This is a genomic window from Sphingomonas oligophenolica (genome assembly GCF_039522915.1).
GTDB lineage: Bacteria > Pseudomonadota > Alphaproteobacteria > Sphingomonadales > Sphingomonadaceae > Sphingomonas > Sphingomonas oligophenolica.
Genome location: NZ_BAAAEH010000005.1, coordinates 54,419 through 68,007, shown reverse-complemented (window position 1 = coordinate 68,007; position 13,589 = coordinate 54,419). Strand labels below are relative to the sequence as shown.

Annotated in this window: 10 protein-coding genes; 7 read left to right on the top strand and 3 right to left on the bottom strand. The window is 67.0% G+C overall.

What is annotated here, in order from left to right:
* The first annotated feature begins 3 nt into the window (after positions 1–3).
* Complete coding sequence (locus tag ABD050_RS02825) at positions 4–1,545, top strand: tannase/feruloyl esterase family alpha/beta hydrolase (RefSeq protein ID WP_343887622.1); 1,542 nt, start codon at positions 4–6, stop codon at positions 1,543–1,545.
* Positions 1,546–1,592: 47 nt separating this feature from the next.
* Here ABD050_RS02825 and ABD050_RS02820 read toward each other — a convergent pair whose 3' ends face one another.
* Entirely contained in the window at positions 1,593–2,594 is a 1,002-nt protein-coding gene (locus ABD050_RS02820; protein WP_343887621.1) for a LacI family DNA-binding transcriptional regulator, read from the bottom strand.
* A gap of 73 nt (positions 2,595–2,667) precedes the next feature.
* Here ABD050_RS02820 and ABD050_RS02815 point away from each other — a divergent pair, with 73 nt between their 5' ends.
* Positions 2,668–3,834: a cytochrome P450 gene (locus ABD050_RS02815; protein WP_343887620.1), complete on the top strand. Its 1,167-nt coding sequence runs from the start codon at positions 2,668–2,670 to the stop codon at positions 3,832–3,834.
* Here ABD050_RS02815 and ABD050_RS02810 read toward each other — a convergent pair whose 3' ends face one another.
* The gene (locus tag ABD050_RS02810) at positions 3,835–4,956 is read right to left on the bottom strand and encodes a CapA family protein (protein ID WP_343887619.1); all 1,122 of its coding nucleotides are present in this window, start codon (positions 4,954–4,956) and stop codon (positions 3,835–3,837) included.
* Positions 4,953–6,200, bottom strand: coding sequence for an MFS transporter (locus ABD050_RS02805; RefSeq protein WP_343887618.1), 1,248 nt, complete (start codon positions 6,198–6,200; stop codon positions 4,953–4,955). The genes ABD050_RS02810 and ABD050_RS02805 overlap by 4 nt, the downstream gene beginning before the upstream one ends.
* Positions 6,201–6,313: 113 nt before the next feature.
* Here ABD050_RS02805 and ABD050_RS02800 point away from each other — a divergent pair, with 113 nt between their 5' ends.
* From ABD050_RS02800 to ABD050_RS02780, 5 genes are all read left to right on the top strand, one after another.
* Entirely contained in the window at positions 6,314–7,699 is a 1,386-nt protein-coding gene (locus tag ABD050_RS02800) for an MmgE/PrpD family protein (protein WP_343887616.1), read from the top strand.
* Between the two features lie 106 nt (positions 7,700–7,805).
* Complete coding sequence (locus tag ABD050_RS02795; RefSeq protein ID WP_343887615.1) at positions 7,806–10,031, top strand: TonB-dependent receptor; 2,226 nt, start codon at positions 7,806–7,808, stop codon at positions 10,029–10,031.
* A 14-nt stretch (positions 10,032–10,045) separates the two neighbouring features.
* Positions 10,046–11,548 (top strand): hypothetical protein, encoded by a 1,503-nt coding sequence (locus ABD050_RS02790; protein WP_343887614.1) that lies wholly within the window; start codon positions 10,046–10,048, stop codon positions 11,546–11,548.
* Positions 11,545–12,306, top strand: a complete 762-nt coding sequence (locus ABD050_RS02785; protein ID WP_343887613.1) for an OmpA family protein — start codon at positions 11,545–11,547, stop codon at positions 12,304–12,306. The genes ABD050_RS02790 and ABD050_RS02785 overlap by 4 nt, the downstream gene beginning before the upstream one ends.
* On the top strand, positions 12,303–13,496 hold the full coding sequence (locus tag ABD050_RS02780) for a multidrug effflux MFS transporter (RefSeq protein WP_343888066.1): 1,194 nt from the start codon (positions 12,303–12,305) through the stop codon (positions 13,494–13,496). The genes ABD050_RS02785 and ABD050_RS02780 overlap by 4 nt, the downstream gene beginning before the upstream one ends.
* The last annotated feature ends 93 nt before the right edge of the window (positions 13,497–13,589 follow it).

Here is a 13,589-nt window from a genome sequence, read left to right as displayed (position 1 = left end):
CCGGTGAAGCGCGCGCTCGCCATCGCCACCGCGTCGGCGCTGTCCATCTGGGCAGCGCCGGCCCAGGCAAGGGATTGCGCGACGATGGCGGGCGCCTGGCCCGGATCAGTGCTGGTCCGCCAGGCGACGATGATCGACCCGGGCCCGGGCTGGGCGCCCACGACCGACAGCTTCTACAAGCCCCTCCCCGTCCATGTGCCGCTGTGCAGGATCGAAGGGACGATCGAGGGCAATATCGGCTTCGAGCTATGGCTGCCCGCGACCTGGAATGGCCGGTTGCTCGGCGCCGGGGTCGGCGGCGATGCCGGCGTCCTCAACTACAACGACATGAGCCGCCGGATCGGCGAGGGCTTCGCGACCGTCACGACCGACAGCGGACACAGGTCGAGCCAGGCGCATTGGATGATGCAAGCCAAGGCGCGGGTGGATTACGAACACCGCGCGATCCACCTGACCGCGGCAGCCGCCAAGGCGCTGGTCGCAAGCTTCTACGGCAAGCCCGCCGACCGGAGCTATTTTCTCGGCTGCTCAGGCGGCGGTCGCCAGGCGCTGAAGGAAATGCAGGACTATCCGGCCGATTATGACGGCGTGATCGCGGGGGCGCCGGGCCCCTATATGCCGCTGATCTCGGTGCGGATGATGTGGTTCTCGCTCGCCCAGAAGCGCGACCCCGCAGGCGCCCTGAGCGATGCCGATTGGGCCCTGTACGAAGCGGCCTCGAACAAGGCATGCGACGGAAATGACGGAGTGCGCGACGGGATCGTCGAGAATCCGCTCGCCTGCAGGTTCGATCCGGCGGTGCTGCTCTGCAAACCGGGCGAGGCGAAACACTGCCTCCCGGCGCCAAAGCTGGCGATGCTGAAGAGCATTATCGCGCCGATGCCCGACGAACATGGCCGGCCGATGGACAAGGGGTTGCTCCCCGGCGTCCGCACTCGCCCCGGCCCGCCCTCCCCGCTGCTCCGCGCAATGTGGGCCGATGCAGTCTATCGCAACCCCGACTGGGATGAAGGCAGCTTCCAGCGCACCCGTGACCTGGCCCTGGTCAACAAGGCGATGCCCGAATTGCGCGCCGACAGCACGCGCATCGCGCCGTTCCTCGCGCACGGCGGCAAGGCGATCCTCTATCAGGGCTGGCAGGACCCCTCCGTCATCGCCGGGCCGACGATCGACTATTATGCGGCGCTGGCGCGGGCCAATGGCGGCGCGGCACGGCTGTCGCACTCCGTGCGGCTGTTCATGGTGCCGGGCATGTATCATTGCGGCGGCGGCCCCGGCGCGGCGCAGTTCGGCGGCTCAGGGCAGAATACAGCGCCTGGCGACGGGTCTCGCGACATCCTCTGGTCGCTGATCGACTGGGTTGAGCGGGCTCGCCCGGCGGACATGCTGGTCGCGGCGCGGACCGATGGGCCGAAGACTTTGCTGACTCGGGCGCTGTGCGCTTTTCCGAAGCGGGCGCGTTATAACGGCAAGGGCGATCCCAATGTGGCGGCTTCGTTCAGATGCGTGGCCGATCCGGTGCTGGCGGCGCGGCTGGCGAGGTAGCCCCTCTTCTTCCCTGTTTCCCCGGCCTCCGCCGGGGAAGGAAAGGCTCAGGCGCTCTCGCGCACCATGAGCCTGAACCCGACATCGATATGACGCTGCTCGATCTTCTCGCCCGCCGCGCGGCGGCGCAGGACATTGACCGCTTCGCGCCCGATCCTTGCGCCGTCGATATCGACCGTGGTGATCGTCGGCCGCATCTCGGCCGCCATGGTGAGGTTGCCGAAGCCGACCACCGCAAGCTCGTCGGGCACGCGTACGCCGGCCGCCATCGCCTCGACCAGAAGCCCCTGGGCGAGCCAGTCCGAACTGCACACCACCACATCGGGCCGCTCGTCCAATTCGCGCAGGCTGCGAAAGGCGGCGCGGCCATGGCCGAAACGGGTCTGGCTGGTGAAGACCTGTTCAGTCGGTGTCGCCCCGCCGGCCGACGCCCAGTCATCGAGAAACCCCTGGCGCCGCTCCATCGCCCTTGTGCCGGACGCACTGAGGAGGTGCGGCCGGCGATAGCCGCGGCCATGGACGAAGCGCGCGATATCCTGGCCGACAGCCCGGTGCGAGAAGCCGACCGCGATATCGATCGGGTCCTCGGGCAGGCCCCAGGTCTCGATCACGGTCGTCTCGCGCCGGCGGATCAGGTCGCGCGTCGCCTGATCGGTGAGAAGGCCGGTGAGGATGATGGCATCCGCCCGCCGGGCGAGCGCGGCCGAGATCAGATGCGGCATCCGCGCATTGTCGATTCCGGTCAGCCCAAGCATGACGATGTCGCCGCCGACCGAGAGCTCGTCGACCATTGCCTCGACGGTCGCGTTGAAGATCGACTGGGCGATGTCCGGCACCATTACCGCCACAAGCCGGCTCCGACTCGAGGCGAGACCGCCCGCCATCAGGTTCGGGACATAATGGCTCTGGGCGACCGCGGCGCGGATGCGCTCGGCGGTCGCCGCAGCGACCATGCCCGGATTGTTGAAGAAGCGGGAAACGGTTGCAGACGATACGCCGGCAATCTCTGCGACGTCTTCGAGCTTCGGTATCTTGCTGTCTTCGCCCATGCGGCACGCTAGCCCGGAAAAAGCGCCGCCGAAAGCCGTTGCAAGCGCTTGCATGATACCATAAGCGGAACCCATGCAAGACTTTGATCCTCTCCTCCCCGAGACCTTCGACAGCGCCAATGCGGAATATGCCGAGCTGCGGCAGCGCTGCCCGGTCGCGCACAGCGACGCCTGGGGCGGTTTCTGGGCACTGATGAAACATGCCGATGTCGCCGCGGCTGCCACCGACAGCGCCACCTTCATCACGTCGAAGCAGAATGTCGTGCCCGCCGTCGCCTTTACCGGGCGCCGACCGCCGCTCCACCTCGATCCGCCCGAGCATACGCCCTATCGGCGCGCGCTCAGCCCGCTTCTCACCGAGCGTCGGGTCGCGCGCTACGAGCCGGTGATCCGCGAGATCTGCGCCGGGCTGCTCGACGCCATGGTGGCGAAGGGCGGCGGCGACATCTGCGAGGAGTTTTCCGCGCGCATGCCGATCCGCGTCTTCGCGCACTGGATGAACCTGCCCCAGGCGCAGATCGATTCGCTCGCCGAGGTGGGCCGGCGCTATAATATCGCAGTCCAGTCGAACGATATGGCGGCCACCAAGGAAACCAGCCTGCTGCTCTACGAGATGGCGCGCAAGCTGGTCGCGGACCGCAAGGCGGCGCCGCTCGACCCGGCCGAGGACGCGACCAGCGCGCTGCTCGCGACCCGGGTCGATGGCGCGCCGTTGCCCGACGAGATGATCGTCGGCACGATCCGGCAGGTGCTCGTGGTCGGCATCATCGCGCCGACGGTGATGATCGGCTCGATCGCGGTCCATCTGTCACGCGACCAGGCGCTGCAGGCGCGGCTGCGCGCCGAGCCGGCGCTGGTACCGGCGGCGGTCGACGAATTCCTGCGCCTTTACACCCCCTATCGCGGCTTCGCCCGCACCGCGACGCGGGACGTGACCCTTCGCGGCCGGACGATCCCAGCCGGCGAGCCGATCGCCCTGGTCTATGCCTCGGCCAATCGCGACGAGGATGTGTTCGAGGATGCGTCGAGCTTCAGGCTCGACCGGCCGAACATGAAGGATTCGCTCCATTTCGGGCGCGGCACGCATATGTGCGTGGGCGCTGCGCTGGCGCGGCTCGAGCTGGTGGTTGCGCTCGAGGAGATGCTGGCGCGGCTGCCGGCGTTCGAGCTAGCCGGCGAGATCATTCCCACACGCTTTCCCGAAATCGGCGCGCTCAGCGTGCCGCTGCGCTTCGCCTGATCAGCCGGGCAGCAGCACCAGCTCGTCGCCGTCCCTCTCGATCCGGGTAGCGAGGCCTTCAGCGGCAGTGACCTCGACGAGATACGCGCATACCCTGGCGAAGCGGGGATCGGCGCTGGCGAGCAGGCGCGGCGCACTGTCGTCCTCGATCCAGGCCGGGAGGAAGCGCGTCTCCGCGATCCCGCCCTCACGCACAGCCAGCTTGGCGACCCCGGTGATCCGCGTCTCCTCGGGCAGCATATAGGCTGAATCCAGGCTCCAGCTCGGGTTGAGGCTGACGAGGTGGCGGAAGCTGTCGGTCTCGACGATCGCCGGATCCCAGACATGCGGCTGCTCGATCGCGAAATTGCCGAGGCTGTAGAAGATCGGCTTGCCGCGGTGGAAACCGATGCCCTTCATCAGATGCGGATGGTGCCCGAGGATCGCGTCCGCCCCGGCGTCGATCGCGGCATGGGCGACTTCGATCTGATAGTCGGCGAGGCTGCCGCGCACCATGTGGATTCCCCAGTGAAGCGAGACGAGCACGATCTGCGCCACGGCTTTCGCCTCGACGATCGCGGCGAGCAGGCTCGCGAGATCGGTTCGGTCGGGATAGCTTCGGATGCGGGCGGGCGTGCGGGGCTGATCATGCTCGACCTGCTCGTAGAATGTGTGCGCCCGCAAGGGTGCGCAGCCGGCGCTGTCGCGGGTCGCGGCATAGCCGTCCGGCAGGATCGAGCTCGCCGCGATCAGCGCGATCCGCGTGTCGCCGACCTGCTGATAGACCGGCCGATATGCCTGCGCGCGGTTCTCGCCCGCGCCGGCGATCGCCACCTTGGCGGATGCCATATGCGCCAGCGTGTCCCTGAACGCGTCAAAACCCCAATCGAGGCAGTGATTGCCGGCGAACGACATCATCGTGAAGCCGCTATCGGCCAGAACCGGGGCAAGACCGGACGGCGCCCGCATCGCCAGCTTCGCATTGGGCACGATCGCACCGCGATCCGACACCACCGTCTCGAGCTGGCCCATGACGACCGGCGCCGATCGCAATATCGGGCGGACCGCAGCGAACATCGAAGCGAGATCCGCCCGCTTCGCGCCGACATCGCCGACGCCGAGGATCGCGAAGTCGCCGGTCATGCGGCCCGATCCCTGATCACCGCACGCAGGGCCAGCACGATCAGCGCCGCCGCCAGCAGGAAGCCGGCGACCAGCAGGGTCGGCCCGCCAAAGCCGCCGCTGCGTTCACGCGCCAGCCCGACGACCCAGGGCACGACCAAGCCGCCCGAGCTGCCGGTGATATTGATCGCAACCGCGCCGACCGCGAAGGTCGCGGGGGTGAACATCCGGGTGGGAAGCGCCCAGAACGCGCCCTGTGCCGCGCCGAGGCTAAAGCCGGCGACGAGCAACAGGGCAAGCCCCGCCACGCTCGCACCGGCCGCCGCGGCGCCGAGGATCGCGAGTGCCGTGACGAAGGCCGGCACAGCGATATGCCAGAAGCGTTCGCCGCGCCGGTCAGAGCTGGTAGCGCCGATATAGATGCCGACCGCATTGCCCGCCCAGGGCAAGGCATTGACCAGGCCGATCTCGAACGGGCTGAGACTGGTGAGCTGCTTCACCATCTGCGGCAGCCAGAAGATGATCCCGTAGGAGCCGGCGAGCAGGCAGAACCACAAGGCTGCCGAAGCCCAGACCAGCGGCTGGAGCAGCACGCTCCAGTCATTGCCGCGCGCTGTCTCGGCGCGGTTGGCTGCGTTGGCCGAGAGCCAGGTCTTTTCGCGCTCGTCGAGCCAGCCGGCATCGCGCGGCGCATCCGGGAACCAGAACCAGGCAACCAGCGCGAACACCAGGGTCGGCAGCGCTTCGCCGAGGAACATCCAGCGCCAGCCGGCAAGGCCGAAAGGCGGCGCCATGCCGAGCAGCCAGCCCGAGATCGGCCCCCCGATCACGATCGAGATCGGAATGGCCAGCATCGGCATCGCAAAAGTGGTCGCCCGCTCTCGCTCGGTCGCGAACTGGCTGAGGTAAAGGACGATGCCCGGCGCCAGCCCGCCCTCGGCGAACCCGAGCAGCACGCGCAAGCCGTAGAATTGCCAGTGACTGTCGATCAGCGCCATCGCCCCGGCGCAGCCGCCCCATAGCAGGGCGCAGGCGGCGAGCCAGCGCGAGAAGCCGATCCGCTGGAGCAGCAACACGCTCGGATATTGGCCGGCGAGAAAGCCGGCGAAGAGGATGCCAGCGCCGAAGCCATATTCGCTCGGGGTGAATCCGAGGTCCTTGTTCATCTGCAACGAGGCGAAGCTGACATTCACCCGATCGACTGAGCTGAGCAGCATGAACAACACGGTCGGCACGATCAGCCGCCACCGGATTTTCGCTGCCATGGCCGTTGATCCGGTCTCCATCACTGTTCCTTATCCGTGCAGATTATCCTCGACACGTCCATTGCCGATGCCGCAGGAGGCCGCAAGCGAAAGCGCTTTCATGGAGGATGGTAATGGTCGGAACATCGGGGCTGAGCACGGCAATCGCCCGCCATGTCGCCGACTTTTCCGCTGACGATCTTCCCGCATCGGCCGTCCACGCGGCGAAGCGGGCGCTGCTCGATGGTGTCGGCGTAATGCTCGGCGCAAGCGGCGCCAGCCCGGACATAGCGCCGTTCGTCGACTATGCGGTGCGCGAGGGCCGGGGCGATGCGGCGATCCTCGGGCACGGCCTGCGCACCTCGGCGGCGATGGCTGCCTTCGCCAATGGCGCGATGGCGCATGCGCTCGATTTCGAGGACGCCTTCGACGCGGCGCCCTGCCACCCCAATGCGTCGCTGCTGCCCGCCGCGCTGGCGATCGCGCAGAGCGGGCCGCCGGTCAGCGGGCGCGAGCTGCTCGCCGCGATCGCGATCGGCTGCGATCTGGTCTGCCGGATCGGGCTGAGCCTCCGCCGCGAGATGGAGGCGGGCGGCTGGTATCCGCCCCCCATTCTCGGCGCGTTCGGCGCCGTCGCCGCGGCGGGGCGATTGCGGCGGCTGCCGGCCGAGCAGATGCTCGACGCCTTTTCGCTGACCCTCTGCCAGGTAACGATGCCCGGGGAGATCAAATATAGCCGGGACACCGTGATCCGCGCCGTGCGCGAGGCCTTTCCCGCCCAGGCAGCGGTGCAGGCGAGCGCATTGGCGCAGGCCGGAATACGGGGCTTCGAGGCGCCCTTCGAAGGCAAGGCCGGGTTCTTCCGGCTCTACGCCGAGGGCGATTATGATCCAGCCATCATCCTCGACGGGCTCGGGGAGCGCTTCCTCATCGAGCAACTGAGCTTCAAGCGCTGGCCCGCCTGCCGCGGTACCCATGCCTATATCGAGGCGGCGCAGATCCTGCGGGCGCAGCATGCGATCGATCCGGCATCGATCGTCGCGATCGTCGCTACCGGGGGCGACGTGCAGCAGATGCTGGTCGAGCCGGCTGATCGCAAGCAGGCGCCGGCCAACGCGATCGACGCGAAATTCTCGATCCCCTTCACCATCGGCACCGCCCTGATCGATGACGAGGTGACGCTCGAAAGCTTCGAAGGTGAAGCGCTCGCCGATCCGCGCAAGCGCGCCCTCGCCCGCCTCGTACGGTTCGAGCAACGCCCCGATTGGGGCCGCGACCGCGCCGCGTCGGGCGGCCTGTCGATCGAGCTGGCGGGCGGCGAACGATATGAGCAGTGGATCGACATCGCGGCCGGCGACGTCTCGCGGCCGATCGACGATGCGGGGCTGACCGCGAAGTTCAGGCGCTGCGCGGCGCGCGCCAGACAGGCTCTCCCTTCCGACCAGACAGACCGCCTTGCCGGCGCGATCTGGGCGCTGGACGGTGCAGGTGATGCAGCAAAGTCACTCTCGGCAATATAGTTATACGATATAATGAAAACGCTTGCAGTGCCGATAGTGAATGCTAGGGGGCGGTGATCAGGGACGGTGGCGTGAGAGCACCGGATTGCACGAGAGGAGACACTCGATGTCGCATACCATCAACTTCCGTTCCGGTCTGTTCGCCGGCGTCGCCGGCCTCGCCGCGGCACTCGTGCTCCCCGCCGCCGCACAGGCGCAGGACACCGCCGCGCAGGACAAGGTGGCAAGCCCGTCCGCGCCGGCTGCCGTGCAGGCGGACGACGCGTCGGGCCTTCCCGATATCGTCGTCACCGCCGAACGCCGCACCCAGAGCCTGCAGGACGTGCCGATCTCGGCAACCGTGCTCAACGCAGCCGACATCTCGCGCAAGGGCGTCACCAATGTCGCCGACCTCCAGCAGATCGCGCCGTCGGTCGCGATCAACACCTTCAATCGCTCGACCTTCATCAACATCCGCGGCGTCGGCATCGCCCAGTCGGCGCCGACATCGAACCCCGGCGTCGCCTTCTATGTCGACGGCGTGCTGATCCCGCACGAGCAGTTCATCGGACAGAGCTTCTACGACCTCGCCGGCATCGAGGTGCTGCGCGGCCCGCAAGGCACGCTGACCGGCCAGAATTCGACCGGCGGCGCAGTCTATGTGCGCACCCAGGATCCGGAATTCGATCGTGTCTCGGGCTATGTCGACGGCACCTATGGCAGCTATAATGCCTTCAAGATCGTCGGCGCGCTGAACGTGCCGATCAGCGACGAAGCGGCGATCCGCGTCGCCGCCACTCACGACCAGCGCGACAGCTTCACTGACAATATCGGGCCGAGCGCGAGCACGCCGGGCAACAGCGATCTCTATGCCGGCCGCTTCAGCCTCGCCGTCCGCTCGCCCGACGACGTCCTGCGCGCCAGCCTGCACGTCGATTATTTCGACAGCCATTCTGACAATAATGCCGTCAAGCGGCGTGGCGACACCGTCTCGACCAATCCCTTCGTGATCGAGGAGGACGCTCGCTCCTTCCAGAACTCGCATGGCGGCAAATTGTCGGGCGAGGCCAAGATCAAGATCCTCGACGGCGTCGACCTGCGCACCGTGGTCGGCTATCAGAATCTCCACGAAATCGACCAGACCGACGGCGATCGCACCGCCACCGCGCTGCCCCGTCCGCCCGCCGGCAATGTCGGCCGGGTGAGCCTGGTGTCGACCGATATCGACACCTTCATCAGCGAAGTGAACCTGCTCTCGACCGGCAAGGGGAGCTTCAACTGGGTGGTCGGCGGCTTCTATCTCGACGAGACGGTCAACGTGCTGTCACAGCGCGACAACAACCACACGACCGATTTCGTCTCCTCGACCTCGACCTTCAAGACGAGCGCGAACAACATCACGAAATCGGTGTTCGGCCAGGTCAACTGGTTCGTTGCCAGCCCGTTCGAGATCGTCGCCGGCCTGCGATATTCCGACGATACCCAGATCTACAATCGCATCATCCCGGCAGGACCGGCCCCTGTTGGGGTAAGCCTGGTCGGAACCCAGCATTCGACCAAAGTCACCGGCAAGATCGGCCTCAATTTCCACTTCGGCCATGATCTGCTCTATGTCACCGCGTCGCAGGGCTACAAGGCGGGCGGCGTCAATCTGACGCTCGGCACCCCCAATTTCGGGCCCGAGACCAACCGCGTTTACGAGGCGGGCTTCAAGACCCAGTTCCTCGACAATCATCTGCGCGTGAACGGCGACGTCTTCTATTCCAACTATAGCGACATCCAGCTGTCGAGCCTGTTGGGCGGGCTTCCGATCACCCAGAATGCGGCGGCGGGCAAATCCTATGGCGGGGAGATTGAGGTTACCGGCCAGTTCGGGGGCCTCAGCTTCAACGGCGGCGCCGGGTATCTGCATGCGCGCTTCGATGGCAGCACCTGCATTACCGACACCAACTCGGCCGGCACCGACCCGGGCTGCACGACCAACCTGCGCCTGGTGCCCGATGGCCGCGTGCTGCCCTTCTCGCCCGAATGGACGATCAACGCCGGCGTGCAATATGAAGTGCCGCTGGGTGGCCACGGCATGTCGCTCACTCCGCGCATGCAATGGTCGCATCTGTCGCAACAGGTCGCGACGCCTTTCCCGAGCGTCAACACCATCGTCCCCGGGCATGACGTGTTCGACGCGCGCCTGACCTTCCAGATCAGCGAGAAGTACAAGCTGGAGGGGTTCGTCCAGAACTTCACCGACGCGCGCTATATCGCCTCGCAGATCCAGAATTCGTCGAGCGCTGACGGCGGCAGCATCTATGGCGCGCCGCGCACCTGGGGCATCCGGGCGGTGGCGAAGTTCTGATCGGGCGACCGGCAATGGCATGGGGAAAAGCTCGATCGAAGCGCCTCGCGGCACCCCTTGCCGTCGCCGCATCGGCATTGCTGCTGACCGTCAGCATCGCCGCCAATGCCCAATATGCCGACGACTGGTGGGCGCCGGGCAGTGGCCGCGCCTTCCCGGCCAGTGCCGATTACCCGAATGGCGCCGGGTCGCTTCGCGTCCTGCTCACCGGCGGGCCGATGGAGACGAAGGACCATCCCTTCTTCACCGCGACCGGCCCGAACGGACGCGCCTGCGTCACCTGCCATCAGCCAGCCGACGCGATGAGCCTCTCGGCCGCCCGGGCACAGGAACGCTGGGACGCGACGGCTGGAAAGGACCCGCTATTCGCCGCGTATGACGGATCGAACTGCCCTGCCCTGCCCCAGGCGGATCGCGCCTCGCACTCGCTGCTGCTCGAGCACGGCCTGTTTCGAATCCAGCGTCACTGGCCACCACGCGATTCCGCGGGCAAGCCGATCACCCCCGATTTCGATCTCGAGGTCGTGCGTGATCCAACCGGCTGCGAGTCAGGCGCTTATGGCCCCGCCAAAGGCAATGTCTCGGTCTATCGCCGGCCGCGCCCGGTCGCGAACCTCAAATATCTGCTGGCGATCGGCTTCGCCTACGATCCCAAGCAAGGCATGCCGCTGCCGCTCGACCCGGAAAGCGGCAAGCCGATGTCGGGCAATCTGATGGCCGATGGCCGCGCAGGCACGCTCAATGCACAGATGCGCGACGCGTCGGCCACGCATCTCGAAGTGCTCAAGCATATAGACTCCGCCGACATGGCGCGAATCACCGACTTCGAGGGCCGGGTCTTCACCGCGCAGCAAAGCGACGCGAAGGGCGGACCACTCGATGCCGGCGGGGCAGAGGGCGGCCCGGACAAGCTCGCGCGCTCACAGGCCGGCCAGCTGGGCTCCTATGGCCATCCGGTCTGGAGCGAATTCGAGGCATGGGAAAAGCCGGTGCCGGGGCTGACGCCCGAGCAAGCCGCCTGGCGCGCCTCGGTCGCGCGCGGCGCCAAGATCTTCCGCGACAAGACCTTCCTGATCTCCGACAGCGCCGGCATCAACTCGCCGATCGGCTTCGGCAATCCGGTGCGCAACGCCTGCGTGTTCTGCCACAATATGTCGCAGATGGGGAATGACGTCGCGCCGGGTCAGGTCGATCTCGGCACCACCAACCAGCCTTTTGCCGACCCGATGCCGTGGCTGCCCCTGTTCCGCATCACCTGCAAGGGCGCCGCCCATCCGCATTATGGCAAAGTGATCTATACAAGCGACCCCGGCTATGCGCTCACCACGGGGCGCTGCGCCGATGTCGGCAAGATCACGCTTCAGTCGCTGCGCGGGCTTGCCTCGCGCGCGCCGTATTTCTCCAACGGCAGCGCCAAGGATATCCGCGGCATCATCGATTTCTACGAGCGGCGCTACAAGATCGGCTATACCGAGCAGGAGAAGCAGGATCTCGTCAACCTGATGAGCGCGCTGTGAAGGTCCTCGCCGCCCTCGCGCTGCTCGCAGCCGCCGGACAGCCGGCGTCGGACGATGTCCGTTTCATCACCTGCCCGATCTATCGCGACACCGATGCGGGCAAGAAATCGGGGTGCTGGCTGGCCGAGGACCGCGCCACCGGCCGCCGCTACGACGTCAGCCTGTCGATCTCGAAGCCCGACTGGAACCATGAGGTCCTGGTCGAGGGCAAGCCGTCGACGACGGGAGACGATCCCTGTGGCGGCATCGTTCTCGATCCGGTGCGTACGTCGGTCCTGCCGGGGCCGTGCACGCGCCAGATGCTGCCGGCAGAGACCTATACCGGCCGCAAGTTCGTGCTTCCCAGGCGCAACGTCCGGCCGCTCTACGACCCGGCCCCGGCGCCGACCGGTCCCTATGGCGCGAAGAGCTTCCACCTGCTCTTCGACTTCGATCAGGCCTTCCTGATCTATCAATATGACGATTATTATCTCGACGCGGCTATCAGCTGGATCCGCGCGGCCAAGCCAAGGGCGATCACCGTGACCGGCCATGCCGCGACCAGCCCCTCCACGGTCTCCGGCCGCACCATCGCGGAAACACCGGCAATCGCGCGCATCCGCGCCGAGAAGGTTGCCGACGCCCTGGTCCGGCTCGGCGTCGACCGCACCATCATCACCGTGCGCTGGCTGGGCTCGGCAAATCCGCTCGTCATGCCCGAAGCGGACGGCCTGATCGAGCCGTCGCGGCGGCGGGTTGATATCGACGTGACACCCTGACGCTGCGGGGTACGTCATCGGGCGTCCGGCGGCGCAGCCCTATTCTGCTGCTCGGCGCGATCACCGCGCTCGGATCGCTCGCGGTCCATATGTTCATCCCCGCCATGCCGCGCGCGGCCGCTGCGCTGGGCGTGGCGCCCGCGGTCATGCAGCTGACCCTGACCATCTATCTCGCGGGGATCGGCGCCGGGCAGATCATCAGCGGGCCACTATCGGACCGGTTCGGCCGGCGCCCGGTGCTGCTCGGCGGGATCGCCCTGTTCACCCTCGGATCGACGATCTGCTGGGTTGCCGGCTCGATCGGTCCGTTGCTGGGCGGGCGCCTCATCCAGGCGTTGGGCGCCTCGGCCGGGGTCGTGGTCGGCCGCAGCATGGCGGGCGACGCGGGGGAGCAGCACGGATCGCGCGACATGGCGGCGCTCACGGCAATCGTGCTGCTCTCCCCAATGCTCGCGCCGGTATTCGGCAGCCTGGTACTCCGGCTGGCCGGCTGGCGCGCGATCTTCGCCGCCCTCACCCTCTTTGCCGGCCTGTGCGGACTGCTCGTGCTGTGGCGCCTGCCCGAGACGCTCGACCGCAGCCAGCATGGTGATCATACCCTGCTGGTCGGCTGGGCCAGGATCGTGACGAAGCCGGTCTTCCTCCGCAATCTCGTGCTCGGCACGTCGCTGACGGGTGGCCTGTACATCTTCCTGACCGCATCGCCGTTTCTGCTCGTCGAAAGCTATGGCACCGATCCGCGCCATCTCGGCAGCTATTACGGCCTAATCGCCCTTGGCGCCGGCTGCGGCGCCCTGATGTCGAGCAGGCTGGCGCGTCGGCTCCCGGCGCGCACCCTGATGCGCGCCGGAACATCGCTTGCTGTTCTGGGCTCGAGCGGCTTCCTGCTCACCGCGGCGCTGGGCATGCACCAGGCCAGCGCGCTGCTGGTCACGATGGTGATCTTCTCGATTGGCGGCGGGCTGGCGATCCCCAACGCAATGGTGGCGGCGCTTGCCGCGAGCCCCGCGCGGGTCGGCACTGCAGTCAGCGCCTATGGTGCCCTGCAGATGCTCGGAAACGCACTTGCGACGTCGATGATCGCCTCCGCCTCGCCGCATGATCCGGTCGTCGTCGCGGCGGCGATCACCGCATTCTCGATCCTGGCCGCGATTTTGGCGTCCATGCGGGAGAAAGGTGAAATGATCTAACGTTCTTATTTAAAACAGTTGCGTAATTCCACTAAAAATGCTTTTTGGCGGGGAAAGCTTGCGACCGCCTTCGTCAGACAAGGCGGCCGAGCT

What these genes read in the sequence shown, in the direction of transcription:
- ABD050_RS02820 (WP_343887621.1), bottom strand. Translation starts at nt 2,594, where the DNA reads ATGGGCGAAGACAGCAAGATACCGAAGCTCGAAGACGTCGCAGAGATT.
- ABD050_RS02790 (WP_343887614.1), top strand. Translation starts at nt 10,046, where the DNA reads ATGGCATGGGGAAAAGCTCGATCGAAGCGCCTCGCGGCACCCCTTGCC.
- ABD050_RS02815 (WP_343887620.1), top strand. Translation starts at nt 2,668, where the DNA reads ATGCAAGACTTTGATCCTCTCCTCCCCGAGACCTTCGACAGCGCCAAT.
- ABD050_RS02800 (WP_343887616.1), top strand. Translation starts at nt 6,314, where the DNA reads ATGGTCGGAACATCGGGGCTGAGCACGGCAATCGCCCGCCATGTCGCC.
- ABD050_RS02810 (WP_343887619.1), bottom strand. Translation starts at nt 4,956, where the DNA reads ATGACCGGCGACTTCGCGATCCTCGGCGTCGGCGATGTCGGCGCGAAG.
- ABD050_RS02805 (WP_343887618.1), bottom strand. Translation starts at nt 6,200, where the DNA reads ATGGCAGCGAAAATCCGGTGGCGGCTGATCGTGCCGACCGTGTTGTTC.
- ABD050_RS02795 (WP_343887615.1), top strand. Translation starts at nt 7,806, where the DNA reads ATGTCGCATACCATCAACTTCCGTTCCGGTCTGTTCGCCGGCGTCGCC.